This is a genomic window from Cohaesibacter marisflavi, from assembly GCF_900115225.1.
GTDB lineage: Bacteria > Pseudomonadota > Alphaproteobacteria > Rhizobiales > Cohaesibacteraceae > Cohaesibacter > Cohaesibacter marisflavi.
This window is the reverse complement of record NZ_FOVR01000012.1, coordinates 164,532-191,033: the sequence shown is the minus strand read 5'-3', so window position 1 is coordinate 191,033 and position 26,502 is coordinate 164,532. Positions and strand designations below refer to the sequence as shown.

At 51.3% G+C, this 26,502-nt stretch carries 35 protein-coding genes and 1 tRNA gene; 13 read left to right on the top strand and 23 right to left on the bottom strand.

Going from position 1 to position 26,502, the window contains the following annotated elements:
- Nucleotides 1–8: 8 nt before the first annotated feature.
- The 5 genes from BM258_RS19190 to BM258_RS19170 form a co-directional block, all read right to left on the bottom strand.
- Complete coding sequence (locus tag BM258_RS19190; RefSeq protein ID WP_139229325.1) at nucleotides 9–581, bottom strand: hypothetical protein; 573 nt, start codon at nucleotides 579–581, stop codon at nucleotides 9–11.
- Between the two features lie 10 nt (nucleotides 582–591).
- Nucleotides 592–2,634 (bottom strand): phage tail protein, encoded by a 2,043-nt coding sequence (locus tag BM258_RS19185; RefSeq protein ID WP_090074846.1) that lies wholly within the window; start codon nucleotides 2,632–2,634, stop codon nucleotides 592–594.
- A gap of 13 nt (nucleotides 2,635–2,647) precedes the next feature.
- Nucleotides 2,648–3,265 (bottom strand): phage connector family protein, encoded by a 618-nt coding sequence (locus BM258_RS19180; protein WP_090074845.1) that lies wholly within the window; start codon nucleotides 3,263–3,265, stop codon nucleotides 2,648–2,650.
- Nucleotides 3,266–3,343: 78 nt separating this feature from the next.
- Complete coding sequence (locus BM258_RS19175) at nucleotides 3,344–3,619, bottom strand: hypothetical protein (protein ID WP_090074844.1); 276 nt, start codon at nucleotides 3,617–3,619, stop codon at nucleotides 3,344–3,346.
- A 46-nt stretch (nucleotides 3,620–3,665) separates the two neighbouring features.
- Entirely contained in the window at nucleotides 3,666–4,571 is a 906-nt protein-coding gene (locus tag BM258_RS19170) for a phage capsid protein (RefSeq protein ID WP_090074843.1), read from the bottom strand.
- A gap of 259 nt (nucleotides 4,572–4,830) precedes the next feature.
- Here BM258_RS19170 and BM258_RS19165 point away from each other — a divergent pair, with 259 nt between their 5' ends.
- From BM258_RS19165 to BM258_RS19155, 3 genes are all read left to right on the top strand, one after another.
- Nucleotides 4,831–5,679 carry a DUF4747 family protein gene (locus tag BM258_RS19165; protein WP_090074842.1) on the top strand — a complete coding sequence of 283 codons (849 nt, stop codon included), beginning with the start codon at nucleotides 4,831–4,833 and terminating at the stop codon, nucleotides 5,677–5,679.
- Nucleotides 5,654–6,232, top strand: a complete 579-nt coding sequence (locus BM258_RS19160; RefSeq protein WP_090074841.1) for a hypothetical protein — start codon at nucleotides 5,654–5,656, stop codon at nucleotides 6,230–6,232. Before BM258_RS19165 ends, BM258_RS19160 begins: the two co-directional genes overlap by 26 nt.
- 116 nt (nucleotides 6,233–6,348) lie before the next feature.
- On the top strand, nucleotides 6,349–6,666 hold the full coding sequence (locus tag BM258_RS19155) for a hypothetical protein (RefSeq protein ID WP_090074840.1): 318 nt from the start codon (nucleotides 6,349–6,351) through the stop codon (nucleotides 6,664–6,666).
- Here BM258_RS19155 and BM258_RS19150 read toward each other — a convergent pair.
- Both BM258_RS19150 and BM258_RS19145 read right to left on the bottom strand, forming a co-directional pair.
- Complete coding sequence (locus BM258_RS19150; RefSeq protein WP_244544772.1) at nucleotides 6,657–7,268, bottom strand: hypothetical protein; 612 nt, start codon at nucleotides 7,266–7,268, stop codon at nucleotides 6,657–6,659. The two genes, BM258_RS19155 and BM258_RS19150, sit on opposite strands and share 10 nt — an antisense overlap.
- Before the next feature lie 85 nt (nucleotides 7,269–7,353).
- Nucleotides 7,354–8,142: a hypothetical protein gene (locus tag BM258_RS19145; RefSeq protein WP_090074839.1), complete on the bottom strand. Its 789-nt coding sequence runs from the start codon at nucleotides 8,140–8,142 to the stop codon at nucleotides 7,354–7,356.
- A gap of 71 nt (nucleotides 8,143–8,213) precedes the next feature.
- On the opposite strand from BM258_RS19145, the gene BM258_RS19140 reads away from it, so the two are divergent.
- Complete coding sequence (locus tag BM258_RS19140; protein ID WP_090074838.1) at nucleotides 8,214–8,549, top strand: hypothetical protein; 336 nt, start codon at nucleotides 8,214–8,216, stop codon at nucleotides 8,547–8,549.
- Here BM258_RS19140 and BM258_RS19135 read toward each other — a convergent pair.
- The 4 genes from BM258_RS19135 to BM258_RS19115 form a co-directional block, all read right to left on the bottom strand.
- Nucleotides 8,546–10,159 carry a portal protein gene (locus BM258_RS19135; RefSeq protein ID WP_090074837.1) on the bottom strand — a complete coding sequence of 538 codons (1,614 nt, stop codon included), beginning with the start codon at nucleotides 10,157–10,159 and terminating at the stop codon, nucleotides 8,546–8,548. The two genes, BM258_RS19140 and BM258_RS19135, sit on opposite strands and share 4 nt — an antisense overlap.
- 9 nt (nucleotides 10,160–10,168) lie before the next feature.
- On the bottom strand, nucleotides 10,169–10,387 hold the full coding sequence (locus tag BM258_RS19130; RefSeq protein WP_090074836.1) for a hypothetical protein: 219 nt from the start codon (nucleotides 10,385–10,387) through the stop codon (nucleotides 10,169–10,171).
- A 368-nt stretch (nucleotides 10,388–10,755) separates the two neighbouring features.
- Nucleotides 10,756–12,330, bottom strand: coding sequence for a hypothetical protein (locus BM258_RS19125; protein WP_090074835.1), 1,575 nt, complete (start codon nucleotides 12,328–12,330; stop codon nucleotides 10,756–10,758).
- A 314-nt stretch (nucleotides 12,331–12,644) separates the two neighbouring features.
- Complete coding sequence (locus BM258_RS19115) at nucleotides 12,645–13,274, bottom strand: hypothetical protein (protein WP_090074833.1); 630 nt, start codon at nucleotides 13,272–13,274, stop codon at nucleotides 12,645–12,647.
- Between the two features lie 667 nt (nucleotides 13,275–13,941).
- On the opposite strand from BM258_RS19115, the gene BM258_RS19110 reads away from it, so the two are divergent.
- Together BM258_RS19110 and BM258_RS19105 are read left to right on the top strand one after the other, a co-directional pair.
- Nucleotides 13,942–14,202, top strand: a complete 261-nt coding sequence (locus BM258_RS19110; RefSeq protein ID WP_090074832.1) for a type II toxin-antitoxin system RelE family toxin — start codon at nucleotides 13,942–13,944, stop codon at nucleotides 14,200–14,202.
- A gap of 9 nt (nucleotides 14,203–14,211) precedes the next feature.
- Complete coding sequence (locus tag BM258_RS19105; RefSeq protein ID WP_090074831.1) at nucleotides 14,212–14,583, top strand: helix-turn-helix transcriptional regulator; 372 nt, start codon at nucleotides 14,212–14,214, stop codon at nucleotides 14,581–14,583.
- A gap of 2 nt (nucleotides 14,584–14,585) precedes the next feature.
- Here BM258_RS19105 and BM258_RS19100 read toward each other — a convergent pair whose 3' ends face one another.
- Genes BM258_RS19100 through BM258_RS19090 form a run of 3 tightly spaced genes read right to left on the bottom strand, consistent with a single transcriptional unit; the run spans nucleotide 14,586 to nucleotide 17,459 of the window.
- Nucleotides 14,586–16,376, bottom strand: a complete 1,791-nt coding sequence (locus BM258_RS19100; RefSeq protein ID WP_090074830.1) for a hypothetical protein — start codon at nucleotides 16,374–16,376, stop codon at nucleotides 14,586–14,588.
- A 60-nt stretch (nucleotides 16,377–16,436) separates the two neighbouring features.
- A complete protein-coding gene (locus tag BM258_RS19095) occupies nucleotides 16,437–17,117 on the bottom strand; it encodes a hypothetical protein (protein ID WP_090074829.1) in 681 nt (226 codons plus the stop codon).
- Nucleotides 17,118–17,156: 39 nt separating this feature from the next.
- Nucleotides 17,157–17,459: a hypothetical protein gene (locus BM258_RS19090; RefSeq protein WP_090074828.1), complete on the bottom strand. Its 303-nt coding sequence runs from the start codon at nucleotides 17,457–17,459 to the stop codon at nucleotides 17,157–17,159.
- Between the two features lie 128 nt (nucleotides 17,460–17,587).
- Between BM258_RS19090 and BM258_RS19085 the strand changes: the two genes are divergently transcribed.
- The gene (locus BM258_RS19085) at nucleotides 17,588–18,310 is read left to right on the top strand and encodes a hypothetical protein (RefSeq protein ID WP_139229324.1); all 723 of its coding nucleotides are present in this window, start codon (nucleotides 17,588–17,590) and stop codon (nucleotides 18,308–18,310) included.
- A gap of 59 nt (nucleotides 18,311–18,369) precedes the next feature.
- Here BM258_RS19085 and BM258_RS19080 read toward each other — a convergent pair whose 3' ends face one another.
- The 4 genes from BM258_RS19080 to BM258_RS25110 all read right to left on the bottom strand — a co-directional run bounded on the left by BM258_RS19080 (nucleotide 18,370) and on the right by BM258_RS25110 (nucleotide 20,766).
- Complete coding sequence (locus BM258_RS19080; protein ID WP_175528165.1) at nucleotides 18,370–19,467, bottom strand: DUF7146 domain-containing protein; 1,098 nt, start codon at nucleotides 19,465–19,467, stop codon at nucleotides 18,370–18,372.
- Nucleotides 19,460–19,987 (bottom strand): hypothetical protein, encoded by a 528-nt coding sequence (locus tag BM258_RS19075; RefSeq protein WP_139229323.1) that lies wholly within the window; start codon nucleotides 19,985–19,987, stop codon nucleotides 19,460–19,462. Before BM258_RS19075 ends, BM258_RS19080 begins: the two co-directional genes overlap by 8 nt.
- Nucleotides 19,988–20,107: 120 nt before the next feature.
- Nucleotides 20,108–20,533 (bottom strand): hypothetical protein, encoded by a 426-nt coding sequence (locus BM258_RS19070; protein ID WP_090074824.1) that lies wholly within the window; start codon nucleotides 20,531–20,533, stop codon nucleotides 20,108–20,110.
- Nucleotides 20,530–20,766 carry a helix-turn-helix transcriptional regulator gene (locus tag BM258_RS25110; protein WP_090074823.1) on the bottom strand — a complete coding sequence of 79 codons (237 nt, stop codon included), beginning with the start codon at nucleotides 20,764–20,766 and terminating at the stop codon, nucleotides 20,530–20,532. The genes BM258_RS19070 and BM258_RS25110 overlap by 4 nt, the downstream gene beginning before the upstream one ends.
- A gap of 63 nt (nucleotides 20,767–20,829) precedes the next feature.
- Here BM258_RS25110 and BM258_RS19060 point away from each other — a divergent pair, with 63 nt between their 5' ends.
- Nucleotides 20,830–21,189, top strand: a complete 360-nt coding sequence (locus tag BM258_RS19060; RefSeq protein WP_090074822.1) for a helix-turn-helix domain-containing protein — start codon at nucleotides 20,830–20,832, stop codon at nucleotides 21,187–21,189.
- Nucleotides 21,190–21,202: 13 nt separating this feature from the next.
- On the opposite strand, the gene BM258_RS24315 is transcribed toward BM258_RS19060, so the two are convergent.
- On the bottom strand, nucleotides 21,203–21,511 hold the full coding sequence (locus BM258_RS24315; RefSeq protein WP_139229322.1) for a hypothetical protein: 309 nt from the start codon (nucleotides 21,509–21,511) through the stop codon (nucleotides 21,203–21,205).
- Between the two features lie 166 nt (nucleotides 21,512–21,677).
- On the opposite strand from BM258_RS24315, the gene BM258_RS19055 reads away from it, so the two are divergent.
- The 5 genes from BM258_RS19055 (at nucleotide 21,678) to BM258_RS19035 (ending at nucleotide 24,385) form a co-directional block, all read left to right on the top strand.
- Complete coding sequence (locus BM258_RS19055) at nucleotides 21,678–21,992, top strand: hypothetical protein (RefSeq protein ID WP_090074821.1); 315 nt, start codon at nucleotides 21,678–21,680, stop codon at nucleotides 21,990–21,992.
- Nucleotides 21,989–22,270 (top strand): hypothetical protein, encoded by a 282-nt coding sequence (locus BM258_RS19050; protein WP_090074820.1) that lies wholly within the window; start codon nucleotides 21,989–21,991, stop codon nucleotides 22,268–22,270. Before BM258_RS19055 ends, BM258_RS19050 begins: the two co-directional genes overlap by 4 nt.
- Complete coding sequence (locus BM258_RS19045; protein ID WP_090074819.1) at nucleotides 22,267–22,659, top strand: helix-turn-helix domain-containing protein; 393 nt, start codon at nucleotides 22,267–22,269, stop codon at nucleotides 22,657–22,659. The genes BM258_RS19050 and BM258_RS19045 overlap by 4 nt, the downstream gene beginning before the upstream one ends.
- A gap of 209 nt (nucleotides 22,660–22,868) precedes the next feature.
- Nucleotides 22,869–24,065 (top strand): tyrosine-type recombinase/integrase, encoded by a 1,197-nt coding sequence (locus BM258_RS19040; RefSeq protein ID WP_090074818.1) that lies wholly within the window; start codon nucleotides 22,869–22,871, stop codon nucleotides 24,063–24,065.
- A gap of 110 nt (nucleotides 24,066–24,175) precedes the next feature.
- Complete coding sequence (locus BM258_RS19035; RefSeq protein WP_090074817.1) at nucleotides 24,176–24,385, top strand: hypothetical protein; 210 nt, start codon at nucleotides 24,176–24,178, stop codon at nucleotides 24,383–24,385.
- A 179-nt stretch (nucleotides 24,386–24,564) separates the two neighbouring features.
- Here the strand turns inward: BM258_RS19035 and BM258_RS19030 are convergent, their stop codons facing one another.
- The 4 genes from BM258_RS19030 to BM258_RS19015 form a co-directional block, all read right to left on the bottom strand.
- Nucleotides 24,565–24,876, bottom strand: a complete 312-nt coding sequence (locus BM258_RS19030; RefSeq protein ID WP_175528164.1) for an ETC complex I subunit — start codon at nucleotides 24,874–24,876, stop codon at nucleotides 24,565–24,567.
- Between the two features lie 40 nt (nucleotides 24,877–24,916).
- Nucleotides 24,917–24,993, bottom strand: a tRNA-Pro gene (locus tag BM258_RS19025).
- A gap of 99 nt (nucleotides 24,994–25,092) precedes the next feature.
- Nucleotides 25,093–25,635 carry a DUF192 domain-containing protein gene (locus BM258_RS19020; RefSeq protein WP_090074815.1) on the bottom strand — a complete coding sequence of 181 codons (543 nt, stop codon included), beginning with the start codon at nucleotides 25,633–25,635 and terminating at the stop codon, nucleotides 25,093–25,095.
- Nucleotides 25,636–25,794: 159 nt separating this feature from the next.
- On the bottom strand, nucleotides 25,795–26,376 hold the full coding sequence (locus BM258_RS19015) for a cold-shock protein (RefSeq protein WP_090074814.1): 582 nt from the start codon (nucleotides 26,374–26,376) through the stop codon (nucleotides 25,795–25,797).
- Between the last annotated feature and the right edge of the window lie 126 nt (nucleotides 26,377–26,502).

Here is a 26,502-nt window from a genome sequence, read left to right as displayed (position 1 = left end):
CTTTCTCCTTATCCGAAACTGCTCAAGGCATTGCCAATGAAGCCAATACCTCCGGCGCTGCGCGTGCGTTTGGCAACTCTGCGGTACCCAGCAGATCTGGCGCGCAACATCGCGGCGCGGGCGTCTGCATCTGCCCGATCAACGGAAATGTCATCGGCTGCCCGTTCTTCTAGGGCGTTGGCGTTGTCTTCTGCGGCCCCCTCTCCGACCAATTGACCGGCGGCTGCAAATTTCACGGCATTCTCACCAAGGGCTTTCGAGAGCGCGCGCTTAATTTCCCCAGCGCGTTGGACGCCTTTGGTTTCTTCGTCAGTGGCTTGCATGTCAGCCACATCGGCCTGCATTTCATAGCCTTCCGCTTGCGCATTGGCGCCTTGCAGACCCGCAATCGCGCTGGCAAATCCGGCAACGCCCTGCAAGATCGAGGAGGCTGAAATGCCGGTGCCGAATAGTCCCGTTGATGCTGCTGTGGTGGCTACGGCCGTTGTGCCCGCAGTTGCAGCCGTTCCTGCGGCGGCCGTACCAGCTGCGGCCCCGCCGCCGCCCATCAAGGCTCCTATGCCGCTGATCAACATAGTCATGGCAAGCTCCCTACAGTTTTGCTTCAGAGGTAATTGAGCGCACGGTAAGGCGACCTGGTCTCAATTGTGTGATTGTTACGGTTGGCTCGTCGGCATAGCCGCGCAGTCCGCGCAATTCGATCAGGCCGGTGTAGCCATCTTCGAGTTCGGGTTTGATCAGGTTGGCGTCATACTGCCGAAGGGGAAAATCGACTGGATCCTGTCCATTCGCCCCGATGGCAATGGACGTGGTGTCGATGACCGAGATCCAGACAGAATGAATGCGAGATCTGCGTCGGATGATAGTTTTGTCAGCGATTTCGCGAGAAAGCGGCAGTGTCTCGACAAGCGGCGGGCAGAACAGGCCGACCTCTCCCTTTTTGACCGGATCATCAATGGTGATGGTGGCGTCCGACACAACGTAAGGGCCATAGACATTCCCATCCCCCAGGCACCAGACCTCCATGCCTTCCAGATGACCAAGGCCGGATATCAGTTTTCTTGGAGCGCTATAGCTAAAGCTGATCGCGGCATCGAGGATTAGCCCTTTCTCGAATGTCTCAAATCGCCTTGAGCCATCCCTCTGCATGATGACGTTCATTTCATTGGCACTGTTTACATCAATCGCTTTGTAAAGACCGGACTGCGATGTAAAACGGCCAAAACCCGTCACATCCTGTTGCCTCAAGAGGAAACCGGCCCGCATGCTTCCCTCCTCATCGATGACGCCCAGCAGGTTGGCATCGGTAGAGGATTTGGCCTTGCGCACGGCCATGTCACACACATTGTCAAACAGGTGCGGAGAGAGAATAGAGATTGGCTGGGAAATGAAGTTGCCATCTACATCAGTGTAGCGAAACTCGGAGAGCACAGATCCCGTCTTGTGGCAGAAGATTGCGCCGCCTTCGTTCTTAACTACCGGAACTCCGGCCTTGGAGCCATGGGTGGATGCTTCCACATGCACTGTCGGATCGGTTTTGCTTATGGAGCGGTCCGAGATCCAGAATTCCCTTTCAGATGTGAAAACCAGCATATTGCGGCCATCGACCATATGCAGGATCTTCTCGCCGCCTTCACTGTCCAGAGGAACGACAAAAGCCCCATTTGCTTCGTCCAATTCGGTGTCAAAGGAGAAGTAACGGCCAGTGATCGAACACATCCAGTTATTGGGCAAGTTCTTGAAACCGCCTACGATTGTCCGCTGCTGATAGAACAGGCCGCAACTTGGCCAACCCTGATCATTGGAAATGATGGCTTCCCCTGGCGCAACGCCGACAACCAGCTTGTAGCAAGGAATGGCGGCATCGCTATCATCCAGCACATCAGCTGAAACAGCCCAGGCATCCCCGGCATTTTGATCGCCGCTGAAGACCACCTTGATCCGCTTGTCTTCGATGACCTCGCATGTGACGCCATCCGCGACATTGGGCAATTGCAGGATGGCATCCTGCATATCTGCGGCGCACTGGCTCCAATCGCTTTCGCTGGATAGCTTGATCGAGACGGTTTCAGATCCGGAGATCGTCAGCCGGAAGCGATGGTCCGCATCAAGGGAAACAAACTGCACCTCCCATTCTGCCGGAATGCCGTTTGAATAGGCACCGCCATAATCATATTGGGGCAGTTTTTCATATGGCAGGCTATCACAGCCCCATACCTGGCTAGCTTTGTCGTAATAGACTCGTGGTGTCTGCACATCCTCATGGAACAGGAAGAGCGTATTCATTCGGTGCGCCCATTCCATCTGCTTCAACTGGCTCGATGCCAACGGGTGCTGGATACTGGTCAGGATGACACCATCCTTGATTACATCGAGGGCACCATCTTTTAGAACGAAATCATGTACGACACCCTGCGAAGTCTTAAACGGGATCAAGCGAGCAGATGTATCATCCAGCGTGATGGAATGCCTCGTGCCATCGCGCAAGGAAAAGCCACCCTGCGGATGCAGCTGGGTGTTCTCTGCCCATTTGAGGCCGGTGTTATAGAATTTGAGTTCCGTACGGTCATACTCAAACGGATCCAGCTCACCGGATGTAAAGCTCGCCTGCAAATGGCCGGGTTTGGCTACCATCGCCCAAGCTCCCCTAAGACAGGTAAGCAGCGGTCAGAGGGTTATTGCCCATCCGCATGCTCTTGTTGGGTTTGGTGAATTGATCGGCGTTGATCGCTGCTCGGATCATGCCGCCCCGGCGCTCTTCCCTGGTATCGCCATAGGCCAACCGATCCAGCGTCTGAAACGTCTTGATGTCGGCCGCGATGGACAGCACCAGTTTGGCCGCAAGGCCTGTGGCAACTGCTGAGACAAACAAAGGGTTCCAGAGATGTGGCCCGACTTCTGTCCTGATAACGGCGTATAGTTTTTCCTGATTGGAATAGATCTTGCTGCCGTACTTCACATAGTCAGTGAAGGCCCGATCCGGCTGTGAAGGAATGTCGGTTATCTTGTCAGTGGCAATGATAAGGTTTTCTGTCGGGATCTGGTGGATATAAGCATATCCCGTGATCGGCGCTTCGCGCCTACGGTTGAGCAATACAAGCGATTGCGCAAAAGACCAGGGATGAAGCGCCAGCGCCGCCTGCGCATCCATCTTGTAGGCATCCAGGGCTGTCACGCCATTATAGAGCTCGGACGTAAGATCTTCAGGTGCGGTGATGCCCGCGATATCGCAAGCCGATTTGATAACGGAATTCTCATCAATCATTGTCGAGCCCTTCAAATGAAAAACGGCCCGATCCAATAAAGACCGGGCCGCCAGTCGGCCTCAGGGAGGAGCGAGACGTTAAGCTGTGGTCTGGGTTGCGATGGTGACTGTCGTCGCAGATACGGCAGTGACAATGTAGTTTTTGAGCTTGGGCGCACCATCGATATCAAGTCCGGCCAGAATGATGTCGCCTTTCTTCAGGTCAGGCGCGAGGCTATTGAAATAGCCTGCGGACTGCACCGCAGCCGCGTCATCATTGGTGTGATAGGTGCAGAGCGATTTGACGGAACCGGAGCCGGTTCCGATTGCGCCAACAGAAACAATGCGTTTGAAGCCGTTCAAACTGAACGCCATGATATTTCCTTTCTTATGAAACTAAATTGGGAAGAATGGCCGAGGGTCAGTTCAGCTCGATATCGGTTGGAACCTTGAAGCGTCCGCGAACGGTGCCCGTCGGCTGGAAACAGGCTGCAGCGCCTTCAGTTTCCATACGAACAGTCCAGCAGCCAAGGCGGTTATCCCAATCCCAAATGCTCGAAAGATCGGAATTGTTGGCCCAACCAGAAGAAGAACGATGGTACATCTCGATATCGTAATGCCCGTCTTCATTCTCGATGAACAGATCATCCGGAGCCTGGAACCAATGCACCCCGCCCCAGAATTTGGAGGTGGTCACTTTGGTGAAGCTGAGATCGTCGCCGGTCCAATCTGCATTGTTGAATTGCTTGTAGGCACACGCCTGATCAAACAGCAGTGAGGGCAGCGGACAGAAGACATTCCCATCCCATGGCACGTCAGCCTGTTTCAACGCGCTGGCCATCAGTAGAAGATGTTTAAGTTCAAAGGGCGTTGTGGCCCCGCCGATCATGCCCGGCTGGCCATTGGCGTCCAGTAGTGGCTTCATGCCCTTACCTGTGCCTGCTGCCTTGCTGGATGAGCCATCCAGCTTGACCATGATTTCATCATCGGTCGCGCGCCCAAGTGCCATAGCGCCAGCGGTCTGGATTGCTTCCTTCTCATTGGCGGTCATGCGGGCAAGGTCAAATTTATAGACCTCATCAAAGGCTTCCCATGTTTCAAGGATCGCTTCGACGCGACCCTTCTGGGCATTCATCGGAACAGCGGCCTGCCCGCGCTTCTTCTTATTGGCCTTGCCTTTGCCCATCAGGTTGAAATAGGCCTTGCTGCCTTCGATGCTGCCCGCCGGTGTTACGGAGGATTTCAGCAGAAAGCCCTTGGCCTGATATTTCTGGATAACGCCGTCTTTATACTGCTCCACAAACCAGGTTGGTGCATCAGTGCTCATGTCTTGTAGCCTTCCAAAGCGAGTGTTCGTCTCGCCAGAGGCCCTACCGACTGCGGGCAATGAAAAAGGCGGTGCAATGAGCCCTGGCTTGGCTACAACGCTAACCGCCTGAATGTTCGGTCAACTGATGAACTTGGGCTGATTTCAAATTTATAGATATAAAAGCAAGTGCATGACTACAATTTGTAATTGATGGCTTTGGTTGCGTACCTTTAAATTGGCGTCACACAATGTAATTCGAATCAGGGTTTAATTAGTAATGGTTGCAACTAATAGAGTTATTTTTGGCGCCTTAAATATCGTCGCTCATCCCCATCCAAAAGGAATTTACCCCAAATTACTGGAAGTAGCTTCCAAATATACGGTAAATTTTAGAGGGGTTGAATTTGCAACTATTTCAAAGCCAAGGATTGTGGAGGATGGAATTTATGTTGGTGTAATTTATGTTTGGACTGAGGTTAACAAAGATGAACCAGCTATTGATAAGCTTAAATTGGAAGAAATAGATTTTGATGACTCGGGTGTGAAAATTCCCGATAACATTGGTTTGAACTTGAAAACATTTTACTATGCTTTACGCGAAAAAGATCACCTTCTAGTTGTCGAGACGAAAAATGAATTGAAAAAAACTTTTTCAGTTAAAACAGCTCATAAATTTTTCGAAAATATTTTTACTCGATCGATGGAAACCCTCGACATAAAAGAAGTATATGCAACAATTATTCCGGCCGAAGGTACCCTAAAAAGTATTTTTAATATGTATTCTCTGTATAAGGTAGTTATCGATTTAAAGCGCCCGAATCCCGATGACCACAATGCTGCGCAAAGAAGAGTATTAAGAAACCTAGAATCTCAAAATGCAGCTCGCCAAACAATTGCTCTCGTTGCAGCAAGTCGCCAAGAGGGGCTTGATTTGAATGAAGATAATAAATTGATTGCGTCTGTTGCAGAATATAGTGGTAACGTCGTCGGTGAGGGACGGGGAATAGAAGGTGAGAAGCTGAAAATATCTACCAACAAAATTCCAAAATTGGTGGAAGAGGTTTTGGAAGATGAAATAGGCGTGAGAGCGAGAATCGTTAATGTGTGTAAAAGATGGCTTTTGTAGCTGTATCAAACAGTTCGTTCCTGAAGTGCCTGACTATTTCTTGCTTTACTGGAAAAATTATGGCGGGTGGATAGCGCTTGTAAAATCTATTTATTTATGGTCTGCAATAATTTTCTCGTTTATGACTTATCCAATTTGGCTTAATTTGAATGAGATGAGTAATAGTCGTGCATGGCATGCATTTGCTTCAAATATTGCGCCGAGTTTGTTGGGATTTTCAATCGGTGCATTCGCAATTTTTCTCGCTTTTAATGGGAAAACATTGAGGCTTTTGATGGAAAATGGCGATAATAATTCTTATTTTATGGATCTTTCAGTTAGTTTTTTTCACTTTATATTCTCTCAGGTATTATCTATTGTTCTACTGATTTTTTCAGTCGCTTATGAGACTTCAGCATTTTTTTCGTTTTTTGGATACTTAGTTTTTATCTATAGTTTGTTAGTTGGTCTTTCGGCTGCAGGGAATTTGCTAAATGTTGCTTGGATAATGAATTTAGCTCTTGGTCCTTCAGATGGGGACAATGCGGCATCAGAAGAGCACAATGAGGGCTAGTCTTCATTGTTGCTTAGCTCTCCATCTAAAATTGTCTTATGCATAAGAGCAATTATTTGTTGACTCGACCGTTTCTTAGTGGATCCTAAGAAAAGAAAAACTTAAAGGGTCTTATTATGAAAAATGCATCCAAACGTCTGATCAGCGAAGCTGATTTGTTGCTACCAACACTTAAACTATTGAATGGTGAAAAAGACGGATTTTTATCGACGTCTGACCTTATCGTTCAACTTGAAAAAGAAATGCATCCAATTGGGCATGATCTAGAGATCTTGGAAGGACGTAAGGATTCGCATTTCTCTCAAAAAGTTAGGAATATGGTTTCTCATAAAGAAAGCCCCAATAACATCATCAACCTAGGGTTTGCTGAGTATGATGAAGAGAGAAAAGGCTTAGTTATAACGGATGCAGGCCGGGCCAAAATTCAAGAGTAAAGTTTTTTGTATCCTGGTTGGAACCATTTCAGCTCAGTGCTTCCCGAATGCTTTTTATCCCAAACAAACCATGCGTAAGCCGTGGTTCCCGATCCTGCTTTCACTGCGTTTTTGGGATAAAATGTAATTCTTTCGCTAAATACCCAAACTCTACTTGGAGGAACGGTCGAGAAAATTGTTCGTGCTCTAGACGCTCCTTCTAAAAACGCGAGCCTAAGCAAAAGAGCAAATTTTTGACTCGAAAGCTTATGCGCTTGCTCGACGAATTGTTGTGCGCTGTTATATGGAGGATTGGTTATGATGTTTGAAACTTTTTTTGTTTGTTCCAAAAAGTCCACACCGGTTTCCCCAAAACCTCGATCATAAAGATCACTGCTAATCACTTGATTGCCAGTCTCCTGCAGAACGTTAGACATTTCTCCATCGCCACAAGCGCATTCCCAAATATCACCAGTGAACACCTCATTATCAATCAGTGCATGAGTTGCCCATGGCGGGGTTGGAAAGAAATCCGGCCCGTTAATATCTGCATTTCTCTTTACTGTTGGCTTAAAACCGCCATTCAAATTATATGTTGCATCCATCGCCATGTTCTCAGTCATTCACGATTCTTCGTTCTGTATGATGAGGTGATTTGCGGTTAATTATGAATTAATATTTTTTTAACTTTAGTCGGCAGCTTGGTTTTTATCCCCCATACAAAGCCAGATAGCTGTCATCATACTTCTTCCTGACGTCCGGATCATATTTTGTGCTCTGCGGGTCGATGCGCGGATCAGCGCCCATCTTCTTGAGGGTTTCCCTTGAGTAATGCGTGGTAGCGCCCGCGTCCTGTCCGCCAAGAGCAATACCTTTTTCTCCTGCCATTTTCTGGATGGCGCGAATGACCATCACGCCAGACGCGGTTTCGGCCATGCCTTCGAAGAAGCCCGCAGCCGCTTCCGGCAGCCCCATGGTTTTGGCCAGATTACCAGCAATGGCATCAGCATCATTGATCGCCTTTTCAGCCACTTTGTTATCGCCGCCAAGCATTTTGGCAAGGCCGTCTATCTCCGCTTTCGGATTGAATGGTGGTGCAATCACGCCCTTTGCTACGGGATCTCCAAATGTGTCATTGATAAAACTCTGCAAGACGTCGGGTGTGATGCCATTCTTCAGCGCAGCGGCCTTGGCTGAATTAAGCAAAGGATCGTCTTTCTCGCCGAAATAGCCTTCCAAGCCTTCAGATGGTGTGAACTCATAGCCGGAAACATCTTCGGGCAGTTGCGGTGTTGCATCCTTGATGCCCGCCATCAGCTTGTCGATGGTTTCCTGGTCCGTTTCGCCAAAGTAGCCTTCTTCGAGGCCGTCTGGGCGGTAGAGGGTTGTTTCCGCGCTGTCGCCGCTTTCTTCGGCGTTTCCGGTGTCTGAGCCAGATCCGGTTCCGTCTTCAGCTTCGAATGCGATGGTTGGCCAGTGGTGTCCGAGAATGAACATGGTGCTGTGTCTCCTTGTACGGATGCGTTTGACGGGGTGAAACCCGCCTTTTTAAGGTCAGAAAGAATAGAATGGATGATGGAGTTCTGGCCTTCGCGATAGGCGGACATCACTCCCACCTGATCAGAAGAAAGGCCGGATATGCCAAGATTGACAGGAGGACGCCCAACGGTTCCCCTGATCAATTCTTCAAGCACATTGCGCCCCTGCTCCATCGAGAAGATCACCAGAAGATCCTGTCGGAAGCGCAGCTGCGCAGCTTCCTTTATGGCTTTTTCTTCTTCAGCCAACTTGCGTTTTTCCGGATGCGCAAACATGTTTTGCAGATTATCGAGGGTTTCCCAGCTGTGCTCGCTGCCAAGACGGGAAATCATGTCTTGAAGGTCAAATCCGGCGCGGCTCATTAAGCTCCCTCCCCGGCTTGCATGGCCATTTGTGCTGCCATCATGGTGGCTTGCTCGTCCTGCTGTTGCTTTTGCATTGCGGCGCGTTCTTCAGCAGTGACGATGAAACGGGAAGGAACGCCCAACTCGTGGCCGATATATTCAAGGGCGTCTTGCAGTTTGGCCACTTGTCCAGCCTCGGTCTGCAAAATGGCCAGCACCATATCGATCCACTGGGTGATCTTTTCGAGTTTTTCGGCCGCGCGCGCCGTTGCCAAAGGCGAAGAGACTTTCACCTGGATCAAGATCTGGTCTATTGGGATCTGCGCTTTAATCAGGCCCTTTTTGTAAGCAATTTCGATCAAACGTCGGGCAAGAGGCGCGATGATCTCATAGACAAGGCGTCCAAATGCCCCGATATGGTCCGTAGCGAGCCGTTTGACCCTTTCTAGGATCTCGGTAGCGCTGCGCACCGCAGCTCCGTCTGGCGGCAAGCTCTGGTCCATCATGGTGGCCTGTACGGCCATCCGGAGATCATTGAGGATGATGTTGTTGGTATCCAGCCTTGGATCGGTCATGCGCTGCACTGTTGGTCCAAGCACGCCGCCATTGCGAGCCACGGTCCAGATCGCCCCGGGCTCGATTGCTGATTGATCCGGATTGAACACACCGTCATCAACGGCAGTCCAGATGCCCAGGAGCGCTATTGCAGCCGCCTGCAAGGTCAAACTCTGCGCTGTATTCAGCGTTTTGATGGAAGGCATGGCAAGCATGACAGGGCCACGGCCCATCGTTTCTCCTGGGACGCGGAAGTAGCGTGGTGTCAGCCATGGGTTGGTAAGGCTTTCCTCTTCGCGAATGATTGTGTCTTCATCGCAGTCGACCCATGTGGTCGTGATCCATTTCTTTGCCTTGCGGTCATAAAGGGTCGCGACGCGCAGCTTTACATCATCGCTTTCATTCTTCCGCAGCTTGTCTTTGAAGTTCGGGCCAAACTTGGCGCGTTCATCCCAGAACTCATCCTCCACTTCCCAGGCATCCCATTTCCGGTCCCAGAAAATGCCCCGCACGTCACCATGGCCACCCTTTAAGAGGCGCAGCTCATCAATCGGTACCGCTACAAAGCGCGCCGGTGTATCGGTGTCTTCACCTTCCTGGATGTACATGGCGCCAGTGCCCGCCGAAAGATCCAGCCCCATCTCATGGAAAGCCAGATCAAATTCGCCATTGGACGCCATTCCGGTGATAACGGATGTATAGGTTTCAAGCTCGGGCCGAAGCTCGTTCTTGACCTTGTCAGTGAGAATGTCGCCGGGAGCAAGACGGAACATTTCTTCTGAAACGAAGTCTTGCCAGAGCCGTCCGGCAAAGCGAAAAGCCCCGACGATCGCGGTCTGGTCAAATGCCTTGTTGACCCGCTTTTCGCCCGCTCCGGTCTCGGATATGCCCTTACGATAGGGAATGGCATAGTCAAAGGCCTCATCAAGCATTGGCTTGAACTTGAGAAACTCGGTGTCAGCCTTTTTGTAAAAGCGTTTCAGCTTCTTGATCTTGGCTTCATCGTTTCCCTTTGAGCTGCCAGTATTTTCTGGCTCTTTCGCGGCATTGGGCGCTGTGCTTTGTCTCTTTGCCATGAATGCGCCTTATCCGAGCGTGGATTGACCATCGGACGCGCCGATATAGGTCAGCAGTTTGTTGCCGCCAGCGCGTCGACCGCCGCCCTTGGCCTTGGCTGTCGCCTGATCGGTTTCTGCCGCCGTTTTGGCGAGTGCGGCCAACTGTTTCCTTTGGTTTTGCTCTGCAACTTTTCTCTGCAAAGCCACTGCGCCGTTGTCTCCCCCGCCGCCCAACAATCCGCCCATATCGCCAAATCTCCATGCCAGAAGTGATTTCTGCCAGAGTGAACCCACAAAGCAACGCAATATGCGCACCGGCCCGTGTGGTGATCCTGACTTCGATTTCAGCATAGGGGGAGCGTGCCAAGGTCAACCGAATATGCCGGACGATCCGTCGAAGGTATTTCGCAGCCTCCGGGCGTGCCAAAAACCATGCTTCGGCAACACCATCGCTTCTCAGCCAAAGACCGGTCACAATAACTGCTTCACCATTATCGTCAGAAAGCGCCCACGTCTCCGATACAGCGCGTTGCGCCTTCAGACACTGCCAGACGATCATCGGGCGTTGACCTGCTACACAGGCAAGGTCATAGAGGCTGGATGGATGGTGGATCTCAGGCATAGCGGTGCGGATCAAAATTCCGTCTGGAAGCGGACGCGGCCTTGGGGGCTGATGCTCGCCTCTGTCGCTGCGATTGCCCCACAACAGCGGGACGCCCACGATACCCCAGGACCAGATACTGCAAACTATCGTGGGGGTGAGAATAGTCGTTCTTTTCCGGCTGCAATGAGAATTGCTCTGAACCGCCAGAAAGCTTCTTGAAGCGATAGCCGGACATGAAGCCTCGGTTCAAAAGCTTGCAATGGGGCGAAACCAGAAGGCGCGGGGTTTCCCCGTCGATGAAATGCGTAAGTTCCTTTTCAACCGCACCAAGACGAAGTCCCAGTTCGTTGGAGCCATTGGCCGGAATGAGGATCGGCATCTTCAATTCCACCTGCATGGTGTCGAGCCAAGCCTGCTCGCCGCCTTCCCTGTCTGCGCCATATTGGCTCGCCGGATCGGCCCAGGCGCGAATATCGGTCACCATCTGATAGCGCCGGTCCAGCAGATCAAGAACCATTTCAGCGAAGCGAGCCGCGCCCACACCTGCGCCCGGAACCAACTCATCGGTGATGCGGATCTGGCCATTCGGCATTGGCTGTCCAAAGATCGCAGCTGGATGCAAGGCAGCGTCCATGCCGATCAACAACGGCAGACCTTCTACCGGATCAAGTTTTCTGGCCGCGATGTGACGGTCCTGATCAAAAGATCGGTAGACCGGCAGGCCTTCACGGCTATAGCCATACTGGTTGTCGACAAAGCGGCGCACATACCAGTCCGGTTCAGCCTCGATGATCTTCTGGTAATAATCCGGCTCCAATCGGGAAAGGTTCTCGGCATTGGGAGACCGTCCGGAAGGCTGTCGATATAGCTTCCTGTGTGGTGCCGGATTTTCAACCAACTGCTCATAGGTCCAGTTGTCCATATCAGGCGCGTTATAGTCGCCAAGCACGGTTCGCATGCGTTTAGCGTCAGGATCGGCCAGATCTTCTTTTTTAGGATAGCGGCCCGTGCGTTGCTCGATATAGCGAAGTACGTTAGCAGCCAGCGTATCGGCTTCGTTCATCCAGCCACCAGAGATTTCCAGCCCGCGCAAGATATCTTCAATTGACTGATCGCCAATCCCCAAAAAGATCGTTTCCGCTTCCACCTTCAACCCGCAAGGCAAACGCCAGCGCAAGATGTGGGTTGCCGGACGATCATTGCCGCCAGACCAGCTTGAACCGGGATAGGTGCGCGGGAACCACTGCTTCCACGAATTCAGCACGGTGCGCTCGGCATCGCGGAAAGATGTGCGGACCACCACGAACCGGTCTCGGATCCATCCATCCTTGCAGGGCGGCATCTGGGTTGCGGCCACAATACGGGCTAAGACACAGGATACCGTTTTGCCTCCCCCTACCGGCCCCATGATGAATCGGCTCATTTCCTTGCCGGCAATGAACGAGCGCGAGATAGTCCCAGCCGGTTTAAAATGATAGGGATCGAAGTCCTCATCCTTCTCATAGGCTTGCACCAAAGCACGAATATCGGTATTCTCAGGAGCGATAAGACCCGTCTCGTCTTTTCCCGGAAATTGATAGCTCATTCCCCTCACCCCCACTGTAAATCAGCCATAGTGTTTTTCCCCCGACCCTTGGCCGGAGACCACGAGAACGCGCCCTTGGCTGGCTTTTCTCGATGAAAATCTTCATCGGTGTGTCGCGTCACACCCCTATATGGGGGGCTGGGGGGTGCTTCGGGGGAGGCCCTGCGCGAAATCCTGCCCTTGGTGATGGGGAGAGGAAGAGCGAGCAGAACCGAAGCGAGACAAATTTCTCCAAGCCCGCTCCACTCAAAACATGCCGGTCCCCCTGTTATGCCATGCCTGTCCTTCTGATAATCTATCAGCTGCAACATTGGCTATTCTCCCTTGTCTTTCAGTGGCTTGGCTGCTTCATGAGACACCTTGTCATGAGACGCTTGATTGTCGCTCTTGCTAAGTGATTGATTTTGTTGACTTTGGTCCTCGATGCCATGACCAATAGAAAGCAAGCCTTCTGAAGCCTGATTGGTCTCACTCTGACTGTCATCGCCCAGGTCAATGAATAGCATTGGCAGGCGATCATTCTCTTCTTCGCTCTGCTGTGGCTTCTTGCCGTACAGGTATGGCGTCAGCTGGTCCTGCACCTTTGTCTGCAAGGCCATAACCTCGGCAATCGACGGCACACCGAACAGAGTACCGGCTCGATAGGCATCCATTGCCTTGTCTGCTTTGATCCCTTGGGCATGAGCCTGCATCACAACGATTTGCTTATGAAGGTCCAGCGGATGTGCTGAAGCGATCTCGCCTTGTGCCAGGAGCGGATCTCGCAGTCCTTTTGCCCGATAGAGTTTCTCAATTGCTTGCGTTTTGCGGTTTGTCGCACCTTTTGGCCTGCCTGGGCCACGCTTTTCCATCCGTGGCGCAGGGAAAACCGCCATCGGCGTGCCCTCACACCCCTCTTTTTCGCTGGTTTGAAGCAGATCCATTTGCTCTGTTTTATCTGTCATCTATCTGATAAACCTCGATATTTTATTCAAACGAGCAGATTGCATGGCGACTGGATGCAAAGGCTCGGGGACACCAAATGTCACTGGTGTCCCCTCAAGTGTCCCCGTAAAAGCTCAATGAAACCAATTGCTTATCTCTATAGTTCCACTAGTTCCACTAGGGACACCTATTTCCCTATACGCGTGCGCGTGCGCGTAACGTGAGGCTCATTTGGTGTCCCCAGTGGAACCCACGCTTTAAGCCTCTGTTTTGACTTTGAAATATTGGGGACACTAGGTGTCACTGAGGTGTCCCCAGTGTCCCCTGTGGTGTCCCCGGACCCGTCATGAACGGGAACACACCCACAGCTATTTGAGCCTAGCGCCGATCACACCTGGTCAACTGTCCGCTTGGACTGGCAGGGCTTTTGCCCTTGCAAAAGGCGTGACAGGACGCGGTCTGTCTTAGACAGGAAAGGGTCGGGGTTGAGTGGCAAATGTGATTGAGGCCTACGCCTTGGAGTTTCCTTTCATTGGTAATGGGTCGGGGCTAACCAGTTAAAGACACACGCTTTCGTCGGGTGATATTTCGCCTGGCAAAGGGTTGGGGAATACTCTTCAGGGACGTGCCTTGACACAAAAATAACTCATAGTTATATTTGTGACGTATCAAGGAAGCACAGATCGCATGTACAAAGTCGCCTATAAGTCGCAGGCAATGAAGGCATTGAAGCGCGTACAGCCCAAGAGGGCCAAGAGCATTCATAGCGCCATCATGAAGCTGGCCGAAGATCCGGATAGAACAGACATGAACGTCAAGCCCCTGTCCGGGAGAGATGGATTTAGACTGCGGGTCGGGGATTATCGTGTTCTGTATGACAGGGACGATGAAATCCGTATCCTTTCCATCGAAAAGATTGGCCCCAGAGGCGATGTGTACAAGCGCTAGGAGTGAAGCATGGCAGTTCCAAACATCATCTATGACGAAGCCGGTCGCCCTTCCAAGGTGGAGTTGAGCTGGGAAGACTATCTGGCCCTGGACCCGAGCGCAGCTGACATCACCTTGTCTGATGAAGAGCTTTACGACAAAGCCAAGGCCGAAGACGGAGAGTATTTCCCCTCCAGCTTGGTTGATGATCTGCTGAATGGAGAGAACCCCGTCAAGGTCTATCGCAAGTATCGCGGAATCACTCAAAGGCAGCTGGCCGACTCTGTTGGGGTCAAGCAGGAGATGATCTCCCAGATTGAGAGCGGCAAGCGCAAAGGATCCATCGACACGATCAAAGCCCTTGCCGATATCCTTGGTGTTGATGTGGACGATCTGGTCTGACATCACCCCACCTTCTCTGCATAGTCTGCAAAGGCTGTCAGATTGACCAGCGTTACGCGTCGGGAGACACCGCCTATCTTCACCTTGTTGAATTCCTTTCGGTATTCTACAATGTCCAGCGGCCCCTGACGCAACGCATAGGTCCAGACACCATTGCCCCAGGGCATACCATCAAACAGACTTGTCAGGTTTGGCCCCTTGTTGGGGATCGCAAGAAAATCACTAGCGGCATCGATCTTGTTCTGGCCCTTCGGTAACAAGCCGATATCCACCTGAGCCAACAGCTCTCGCGTCTTGGCGACATCGAGGTAGCTGTTGCCGCTATCCTGATAGCCTTCAACCAACGCGCCAATCGTGTGCTGCATGCCGCCGCGCCAGGCATCGACACGACTGGTCAGCAGATGTTCTAGGCAGGCTTTCCAGTTTTCTTCAGCAGCCTCCTTCTCGGCAAGCCCTTGCGCATTGAGCGTATCAGCCCAACCGGATAGATCATCCGCCCGATAGCCAGCTTCTTCCATGCCTTCATCGCCCAACAGCAAATGAGCGCAAGCAAGGAAGGTGCCGTAGGTGTCCTGCCCGCGACTGTCATGGCCACCATCCCGCAAGACTTCGCGATAGGCTTGCCAGGTGCCATCAAACAAGCCCCATTGATCGCTAAGACGGCGCAATAGCTTCGGCCCCGTATTCGGGTCCAGATCCGGCAATTCGGTCACGGCATCCGGATCGAGTTTGTCGATGGATATCACGGCCATACGCGAAAGATCCTGCGGAGCGAGCGGCGGCGGATTGATGGCGGAAAAGAGAAAGGCTGATCGCGCCTGAAACTCGACGCCGGTGTGGTCCTGCCCTCCCCGCAACATCAAGCCGCCACTGGCCGCAAGGCGTGCCAGTTTGACCACGGCCGTCACGCGCCGGTTGTCATCTTCGCTTTCCAGCTCATCGATGGCGACGGGCAACGAGCCATTGCCAACACGCTGATAGATACCAGCCGGTGTCGTGTCCGTTGAGGAAACGAGCCCATCGCCCATTACAGCCTTGTAAATCTTCTGCAAGGTGGATTTGCCCACGGCCTTGTCACCAATCAGAAAAACAGACGGCCGCCATTCCAGCGCGCCACCAAGCATGCCGACTCCCATGGACCCCAGAAACAGCAAAGGATCGACCTCTGGCCGCTTCCAGTTCCAGGTCTTCAGAAGGCGGAACAGATCCCTTGCCGGATTGTCTTCAAAGGAGACGGACTCTTCCCATGGCCCATGAATGGAAGGGCGCTTGGGGTAGAAATAGCGCCCCTCTTCCCCTGTCTTGATCCGCTTGCCATTGATCCAGAGGCTGTCGCCGCAATGGACGATCAGTTCACCATCGTCTCCGCGCCAGGCTCCGAGCCCGCGCACCTTCTCCACGGCATTCCAGAGCCCTTTGATAGACGCTGCAGCATAGAAGGTCTCGCGTAGCTTTTCTGCTTTGAAGCCGGTGGGGTAGTTGTCTCCCTTGCCATATTGCGGCCAGGCCCAATAGGCATAGCCGATATGACGCCCGAACAGGCGCTGGATAAAGGCTTGCCCGAAGCTTGAAGGGCTGACTGCTGCCAGCTGTCCCATGGCGTCGACCAGATAGATGATATCTCCATCCATGCCCAACGGCTGCACTGGGCAATCCGGCGGCAAACCAGCTGCATCCGGTTCCCATTCCCCAGGCGAAGCGTCACCGCGGCTAAAGCCATCCTTCTCTTTGGGTATGGGCGGCTCTTTCTTGCGCTGCTCCTGCTCCCGCGTCACTTCCCTGAGGGCAGGCATAACCGCATCCCGAATTTGTTGAACGCCTGATGCCGACACAGCGCACCTTCTTTCCTTGGTTTACTTGCTAGTCCGTGCGCCGCCGCGTTGCGACTTGCCCTGATGTGCCACTGGTCGTTCCCCGATGGAGAAGAATGGCGTTTCATCATCAAACTTGGGGTCTGATGCAGTTTGCGTTTCTTCTGGTTGCTCTGGTGCTATCGGGCCTTTGGTTTTAGGCATGCTGGCAATGGCTTTGAATGCAGCATCGCGCACTGGGTCTTTATCCAGCGGCTTGTCATCGGGGGCGAAGGTCTGGTCATCATGGGGGATCGGCTTGCGTTTCTGAGCGGCTTTTGCCTGCTTGCTCTTTTCTTCCCGCTGCCAGATTTCCAGATCAATGAAAACCAGCCGACACGATTTCGCAAAGAGCCGATAGGCTTCACGCACATCAAGCGATTGCTCGAAATAGCTGTCCGGATCCGCCTTGTGCAGGGCCAGCTCGGCTGCCTTCCGGAAGAGCTGCTCACCGGTCACATTCTCCGGCCGATCACAAACATACTGCGCCAGAATGGCAAGATCGTCTTCTGTCTGCCTGCCCTCTTCCAATGGCTCGAACAGACGATAATAAAGCTCTAGCTCACTCTGCGCGCCTTCCCGCATTTGCGTGACCAGCGCCAACGCCGCCACATGCCCCACGGCCATAGCGACTTTCAGGACATCGACATCCAAGATGGGCTGAATGGTTTCTTCATCTGACATGGTTGCTTCCTTGATGTTGCGACGGGCCAATGCTGCGGTTCAGCCGATCGGACCCAATTCGGTCAGATCGATGACAAGGGGAATGGTGAAGCTGCTCAAGCCGCGATTGCCTTCGACCAACATCACCACCATCGGATCTATTTTCGTGCTCATGCGCACCGGCAAACCGAGGATCTCCATGGTCTGCTCCTTGATGTTGATGACATCAATGTAGTTGACGGAAGAATTGCGCCGGTTCTCGACCAGCGCGGTCACGACATGGCTATTCACCACCCATTTATCGGGTGTGCAGCCTCTGGCCTTGGCGCTGGCAAGCGCTTCCTGAAACAGGTTTCTGGGCATTACGCTGCCCTCCCTAATTGGCGAGCAAAAGAGAATCTGCGCATATTGGTTGTATGAGATGGATTAGAGAGAGATGGTGTTGGAGTTGTTTTGCTAGCGGCGCGGTAGGCGGTTTGGTCGTCGTGTGCATGGCCACTTTTTTCTACTGGTGGCTTGGTGCAAAAACTTTTTGGGACGTTTGGGGAGCAAATAGTGGTTGGGCGGCTGCTATAGGCGCTCTTATCGCTGCTGCATGGACGACAAGATGGCTCAGAAAGCAATACAAACAAATAATGGAGCAGAACAATCTTCAGAGGCTTAATCACTATGAAGAGAGCAATAGACTTATTGCAAAATATATAAAGGTTGTACACTATGCGATAAATGACGTTTATTCTGCAAGTAATTCTTTCCGTTATATTTCTGCTATCTGCACTGCAGATGGCACAAAAATCCACCATCGAGTGGAAGCATTTATCGAGGCGTATGAATGTCTCAATAACTCCGTTTATCGAATTGATGCAGAAATTATTGAAGCCATCGGGCCTGACGGGATGAAAAACGCAGCCGGTTATATTGATGATATCAATAAATATTTTGAAATGTATTTCAAAACATTTGGAGAAAATATAAGAAATTGGTTTTCTGTATTTGATCTTAACGACCCCGAAAGCCGGGCCGAGTTGCAAAGAATTATTTTGTCGGTTGTAACTCAAGGATTTGATATGGAATATGAAAGAAAATTTGGCAGAAGTATTCGCGATGACATGAACAGTCTCGAAACTATTTATCGAGAAGTCCAAAGCGACCTCGCAAGAGCACAAATTCGGAACAACAACGAGATAAGAAAAATAAAATCCCGCCTCACATAGAAAAAAAATTCTTCCCCTAATTGTATTTGCATTTTCCATATTTATTCCTGTAGCCATCATCACTCCCCCCTCAACAAGTCATTAAAATCCTTGCCCGATGAAGAGCTAACAGATGCCACCGGCAGGCCATGACGTTTGATGCGATCCATAGCTTTGTTGAATAGCTCCTGCGCCAGAGGCTTGTTCCAGTCGTTGTCTTTGAGCAGCAGCACCGAGCCAAAACAATTATGCAGTGGCAGGTGCAGCAGGTTCGGCAAAGATCCCGCCGCCAACACCCGCGCTTCTGGAACAGCCAGCGCAGCTGACAATCCGTCCTCGATGCCTTCTCCAACGATCACAGGGCAAACCATCCCCTTGTCCGCCATGGTCTTGGCGTCCATGTTGCCCTTGCCTCGTGTCAGCCAGATGGCCGCACCAGTGGTGCGCGGATACATCAGCTTCGCCTTGCTTTGGTCAGCAACCGGCGCTTTGCCGCGTCCGTCCGGAGCCAGAAAGGTGTAATGCAAGGCCTGCAATTGCCCATCAATGCTGCGCATGGCAGAAACGATGGCGGGAAACTTGCGGCCCCATTTCACCTTGATTTTCTTCTTGCCCTCATAGCGATATTCGGCCTCATACCAATATTCGCACTCCGGTAGAAAGCGACAGAAGCCGACACGGTTTCGGATCTGATCAAGCGGTACGCCACGATATCGAAAATACTCTTCCCCCACGGTGCCGGTGATAGGAACGGTGGTGGACCAGGTCCGCCGCGCCCTGTCCACCATCCGCCGCTGAAACGCCAGATCTTCTTCTTTCTGGCGAGCCTCTCGCTTTTTGACCTCACGCATGAACTTTGCCTTCTCGGCTTTGCTCATGGTCTTCCAGCCAAGCCAGTCTTCGGCCCAGGCGAGCGCTTCCTTCTTGTCCAACCCCTTGCAAAGACAGATCAACCCGAAGATGTCGCCTTTCACGTCATCATCCGCATAGTCCTTGAAAGCGCCTTTGGCGTTGCCGCCAATCCAGACAACAAAGCTCCCTGCCCGCCGGTCATGCCGCACAGGGCTTTTCGCGGTGTAGTTATTGCCCGTGGCCTTTCCGTCAGGGACCAGCTCTTTCACCAGTCGCAACACATCATCCTGAAGCGCTGCCTTCACCTCTTGCAGTCGACTAGCCATGTGCGCCTCCATGGATCTCCCCTGCCATTTCATCCAGCAGATGATCGATTGCAGGATCATCCCTGCTCTCTTCGATCTGGCGAAGGCTTTTGGAAACGGCCTGCTTCGAAATACCGGCAACACCTGCTGCCATCACAAGCGGCACATTGAGTTCAGTCACGATGAGATAGAGCGCCCGTTGGCGGCAACGGCTCGCAGCTGCGCGTGCGGGGCTCTGTTTGTCTTGGGCTTGAGGATTATCGGCCAGCACAAGCGCAACATTCAATCCGGCCACATCGGCCAGTCTAGCCAGCAGCATTCGATAGGCTGTTGTCGAGAGAGCCCTGTCATAGAGAGCTGCGCGTTTTGCTTCGTGCGCTTTCTGGGCAATGGCCCGCTCCATGCGCCGCAGGCTGGAAGGACGCGGAATTGCCTGCCCTGCCCGCCAGCGATACCATTGGCGCACTCGGACATTGGCTAAGACACAGATTTCTGCGATTGAAAAATTCTGATCCGCACAGGCAGAAGAAATTTTGTCCATCTTGTGCACAAACACATCAAAAGATGCACCCTGTGCACTCTCGGTTGACAAAAGACATGTCTTTTTGGCTTTTTGCAAAGTCTTGCTGTTTTCTCGGCGTCTTCCGCTGCCTCTCATGGACTAGTCCTCCCGCCGCTCTGATGGCCGCGCAGAACGCAAAGCGTTAAGTGCCCGCTGTACTCGCTCAAGATCAGCTTCCGCTTTCTGCTGATCTTCGGCCGCTCGCAGCCGGTCCACCCAATCAAACCCGCCATTGCGTTTCATTGTGCGAATGCAGTCATCATCCATCGCCGCTTTCAGCAGTGCGGGCCCATAGGCGTGTAGAAGCCGTATAAAGTGCTCAAGGCGTGGAGAAGAAAGCCCTGCCAGCCAGCGCTCGACCGTGCGTGGTGGCAGTTTGGCTTTCCTGCCCACTTCTTTAGCGGTGTTGGTTGGATGTTGCTTCCGCAGAAAATCCGCCAGCCTGTCGCGCAAGATGGCGTCACGTGCGCATAACAAGGGGTCTTGTAGTGTGGATCTGCGTTTGATGAAGAGAGGATACTTCATTCTGTTAGCTCCATGTTTCTAGAGGGAGCATCAATGAAGTCGGAGGCCTTTAGCTGAAAATTCGAAGCAAGAATAAACCTCTTAATCATTCTCAGGGTCAAATTCTGTTGACCTCTAAGAACGCGAGAAACAGTCATGCGAGACACGTTGGCGTTACGAGCGAACTCCGCTTGGCTTATGCCTTCGTTTTCTAAAAAGAGTTGAAGAGGATGAAGAGGTGGATCGTTTGTCATGATCGACTTGTAACATCATAGTTTAATTTCTTCAATTCAAAATGTAACATAGAGGGTTATTCCATGTTACAAAATTTACAATATGCTTGCGCTATGGATCAAAAAGAGCTTCAACCCAACTTTATCAGACAATGGCGAAAGCACCGCGGATTAACTCTGCGAGAGCTTGAGGAAAAGATGTTTGATGAAAATGGGGATACTACGGTTTCATTCGTCAGTATCGGTAGAATTGAAACGGGTAAGCAGCCGTATAATCAATTGGCACTAGAAGCTATAGCTAAAGCGCTGGACACAACACCTGTTGCTTTGATTTCCCAACACCCTGACGATGTTGATCCGCTCACCGATTTTATAAAAGGGCTATCAGATCAAGAGAAACTGAAAGCCCTTAATGTTTTAAAAGCGATGTTTACATCTCGTTGAATTGACGGGATTCTTAGTGTTCAAATCCTTTAGCATTAACGCACCTTCGGTTGGGTCTATACCCTTTTGGCACATCCGCCTTCGCCATCATTTCCACATCTCCGCGCATTTTAAGATCTTTTGTTCGATCGAAAACCGCTTCAGGATTTTCAATATAGTTTGAAGCGTCGAGTTCCATCATTATACATGCTGGTGTCGTGTATTCTTCTAAATTGTGAGAAACCAAGACCGGCCCTTGATATAGCTCCAAAGCTTCAGTTTGGCTTATCCCTAAAATTGCTCCCGCACTCAGCGCAAGAAAATGGATGCAGCGTTTCCTCACCTCTAACTCCTTTTGGTTGGATTAAGACTCTTTTCTCCTTAGAAGTGTAGCTCTTTGGTTTTGTTATTTTGTAACGTCAGTATTTAATTCACTTGATTTTTGTAAACCGTGATGTTACATGTCCTGCTAATGCAATGAATTCGATTTTACCATTTGAGAGTACAAAATGATGACTCCAACCCTCATTCAGACCCATTCTATGACACTTAATCGTCAGCAGATTGTCTCACTGCTGGATGTTACAGAAAGTGGCTTTGACCGTGCTAGGCCAAAGCTTGAAGAGGCAAATTTCCCGAAAAAACTACCCGGAATGAACCGCTGGTCCAAACCGGCTGTCATCGCCTGGATCAAGGCAAGCGGCAATCAGGATCTGATGCTCCGGATCCTCATTGGTGAGCCCAATGAGCCGGAAGAAGAAGAGCTGGAAATTCCGGATGTTCCAGCCGAACTAGCTGCAAGATATGGTGGGGTATCAGTATGAAACTCACCCTTCCTGCCAACGTTCCGGTAACATTTTACCCGACGTTGGGCGATGATGACCGTAAACGCTTTTCCCTCATGCAGCCCATAGGCGACATAACAGATGAACGCGGCGGCTCTGTGAAGGCGCTGACGGATGGTCGCGTAATAGAGCTGCGCCATTCCAGCGAAGCGAAGGTAATTGTCAATCTCAATGACATTCTGGCCGAAGTGATCAAGGCCACCTTCTATCGCCTCCACCTCGATGCCACTCTTCCCAAAATGGAGAAATCAAAATGAAGAAGTCCCCGAACGAATATGATGCCTATGTCGGCGCTCGCGTGCGCATGGCCAGGTCCATTGCCGGCATAAGTCAGGAGAAGCTCGGTGAGCATCTCGACATCACATTCCAGCAGATCCAGAAATACGAAAAAGGGTCTAACCGTATCAGCGCGTCCAAGCTGGTGGAAATCAGTCACGCCCTAAACAAACCAATCAGTTGGTTCTTTGAAGACATCGAGAATAACAGCAAGGGTGATGACGGATTGGAAACAGCCTTCCAGTCGCCTCTTGGCAGTCGCCTTCTGCGCACCTTCTATCAAGCCACAAATGAGCAGCGAAAAATGATTGCAGATCTTGCTGCCACTGTCGTGGGCGGCAATCAGAAGCAAAGCGCCCCCGCAGAATGAAAAAGCTGCCTGTAGCATTAGCGACCAAACCACTGCTACAGCCAGCTCCAATTCATACGATGTGACATCGCCCTCCTATCTTGCCCGTAAAAGCAACCATGGGCAACACCTAAGGGGCGAGCCTAACGGCTTGCCCCATTTTTTTTTGCCCACGAACATGAGGGAAATGTCACGCAGATTTGCCAAACATATGACTCATAGGATCCTCGATGGCAAAAGTTACTCTAAAAATTCCATATGTCGTTTGGCGAGATGGTCGGCCACGGTTCGTGCCTGGGCCGAGTGTACGCGCTCTGGGCTTTACGGGGTGCGATCTTAAGCACCCCGATGGAACTTGGCTAACCCTCGATCAAACCATCGCCTGGTCGGAAAGCTTTGGGAATGAGCTAGAAGTCAAAAGACAGCAAGCCAAACTGAAACAGAAGGCATCAAAGAAGAAACCACGCAACCTTTCCCGGCAGGGTTACATCACGGTTGGCGAGCTATTGGCTAAGTGGCTTGTGGAGCGCAAGACCGAGCATATGCAGACTGGAAAGCCATCCAGCAAGACGCTGCGGAGCTATGACTATAACATTCGTGCGTTTCAGGACTTTGATGAAGAGCTTTGGACGGCTCCGGCCGTTTCCGTCACCGACGTGCTTGCCAGTGGCATTTACAAAAAACTGCGCACCGAGAAGGGTGTCTCTATGTCCAAGGCGATCATAAGCACGGTGCGCCCTGCATGGCGTTGGGCAAAAAAGGAGATGGGACTTGTAACCAACAATCCTTGGAGTGATCTGCGCATGACGACTCCGCAGCCTAGATTGCGCGTCGGCACGGTTGATGAGATGAAGCTGCTGATTGCAACTGCGGACGCCATGGGGCGCCACGATGTAGGGGATGCAATTATGCTCGGGATCTGTTCAGGCCAGCGACAAAACGATCGCTTGCTGTTTCAGCTCTCAGGAATGGATGATCATGTTTTGACATTCAAGCAGTCCAAGACTGGCGCTATAGTTCAGATGCCTGCAATCCGACCCTTATTACAACGCCTTGCTGCAGCCAAGATCCGTAGAGAAAAATTCCGCAAAACCTTCCCGACTCTTTTGGTCGATGAGAAGTATCGCTGCTGTTGGGATCGGGGCGACGATGGTGATCGATACCGAAAAGAGTTTCGCAAAGTCTGTGACAGGGCTGCTGAAAAAATGCCGAGTCTCAAAGGGTTCAGGGATCAGGATCTGCGCGATACGGCCGTGACATGGCTCGCCAATGCGGGCTGCACCCTCCCCCAAATGGCTTCCATTACCGGTCACTCGGTCGAGAACATCCATAAGATTTTGAAGCACTATCTGGCCCAAACACCGGAACAGGCTTCCCTCGCCGCCCAAAAGCTTCTCGTCTACATCGAAAAGAATGGTGATTTATGAGATTGCGTCGAGGGAAAATTAACCACGGGACTCAACTTGGACAATCGTTCTTGAACTGTACAATTGTAAGCATTAGTTTGTTCAAAGATAAGAACAAATAGAGAACTGAAATGCCTCAGCAAAAGATTTCGAAATTGCGACATGATGTCGAAAACATTCAGGGACTAGCTGGCACATTGGTGCTACTTGATGGCTATCCTGGAGAATATGAGAAGAAAGTTCGGTCAGCGGTCCATTGCTTGCACAGCTATCTGGAAAGCTATATCGATGAGCTTGTGAGGGAATTTGACGACTTGGAAGAAGCCACCAAGTCCATATGAGATACATTGCTAATCGGGGTGCCTAGTCTCAAGGCACTCCCTGTAACTCGATGAAACATAAGAAGTTTCAGTCCCTTAGAAGTCAGCTGCTCTATCCAACTGAGCTAAGGGGCCATCTTGTTGCGAAGGGAACTGTATCCCCTGCTGGGTATATCTGCAGCATGGAAGTGCTGCTGAGATTAGTGGGTCCAGTTTCCCTCAACGCGCGTGGTGGAGAAATTGTCAGAGTAAGCTTTGACGTTTCTCTTGCGCTCTTTGGGTTTCATAACCAGATAGTCGATATTCTCACGTTCAGCATATGCTATTGCGGCTTCTTTGGTGGGAAACGACAAATTAATCTGCTGGCGTGTATCCGCTGAAGACATATGGCCCATCAGAGGGTCGATTTTTCGGGCAGAAACGGGTTCAAAGGTCAAATGCCAATCCTGACTTGTTGCCTGACCGGACTGCATGGCATTTTTCGAGGGTTTGAAAATTCTCGCTTTTGTCATGGTGCCCTTTCTGACAGGTCTGCCGAATAACCCCATTGAATGGTCGGAGCGAGAGGATTCGAACCTCCGACCCTCTGGTCCCAAACCAGATGCGCTACCAGGCTGCGCTACGCTCCGTGCCAAGCATCGGGCTGATCATGAAACCAGCCCGAAGCGGAATGGCGATTGAATAGCAACAGCATGCCTCCTGGGCAAGCGCAAAAGATGACTCTCTGTCTATTTTGATAATTTGGGTGTGAACAATTGATGAAGCAGTTCGTCACCCACTTTGATATTAAGCTTGTCCACGGTTCCTTTCGGAACTTCAAGAACATATCGAACCGGCCCTGCGGATCCGATGACAGATTCAGAAAGTGGCGTGGTTCCCTTGACGATATGATGGATGCGACCGTCAGGCTCTACAAAGATCATATCAAGGGAAATATAGGTATTCTTCATCCACATATAGACGGGTTCGGTCTTATCAAAGTCGAAGAGCATACCATTTCTATTCGCAAGCTTTGTGCGATACATAAGCCCTTTCATCCGGCTGGATTCATCAAGCGCCAATTCTACCTTGAAAGCGTGGTTTGTCTGCCCACTTTTTATGATGAGATGGGTTTCATCCGATAAAAAGGCCCCGACTTCATCTTCTGGTATCGTTTCTGGAATCTGAGCTGAGTGGGCGTGTGCCGAGAGCCAAATGGCCAAGCCAGCATAAACAATCAGACTAAGCAGGATCAGTGACTGGAGTGAAAATTGGCTTTTGCGCATCTGCATTGGAAATTACCTTAGGTAGGGCGCTGGCAACGAAAAAGCTGCCACGCCCGACGGAGTATCCTGTGAGGGCTGGCACAGATCTATATTTAGACTCAGAAATGGGCAATGAAATGACCAAGCCGAAGACTTGGTGCCGGCAAGAAAGAAAATAAGGTCAATCTAATGGGATGAAGGAATGTGAGCACCGGTAGACGGGCGAATTTCAGTGGCCATCTTCCCTTTTGGGCTGGGGCCATATCTGACAAGCACTTCCTGATGCGGGCGCAATTCGGTGAGGCCATAAATGCGCAGCGTTTCCATATGAATGAAAATGTCAGCGGTCCCCTCACCTTGTGTCAGAAAGCCAAAGCCTTTTTCCCGGTTGAACCATTTCACCCAAGCTTTTTCCAACTCGCTGGTGGGGTTCACTTTGACATGGGTGTTTGCTGGCGGAAGCTGTGATGGATGGACGGCGCTGCTCTCATCCATGGAAAGGATGCGCAGGGCCTGAAGCCCTTTTGGGCCTTGCAGAACTTCACAAACAACGCGCGCGCCTTCATATGCAGTGCGGTATCCGTCGCGGCGCAGGCAGGTTACATGGAGCAATATATCCGAGCTGTTATCATCCGGCACAATGAAACCGAATCCTTTTGCAACATCAAACCATTTGATTTTGCCTGCAATTTGCGTGACGTCCAATGCCGCATCATCGGCAGTGCCAATGTCAAAAAGTTGCTGCTCTGGTACGACTTTCACACCCATAGCCCTGCCTCAACGCAATTCGTAGCCTCGTTCCCGACTCAATACACTGGTCGATTCTCGGAACGAGGATATCATCTTGACCAGAGACTGCATCAATAATTTTTTAACTTTTTAAGTGATTGGGGT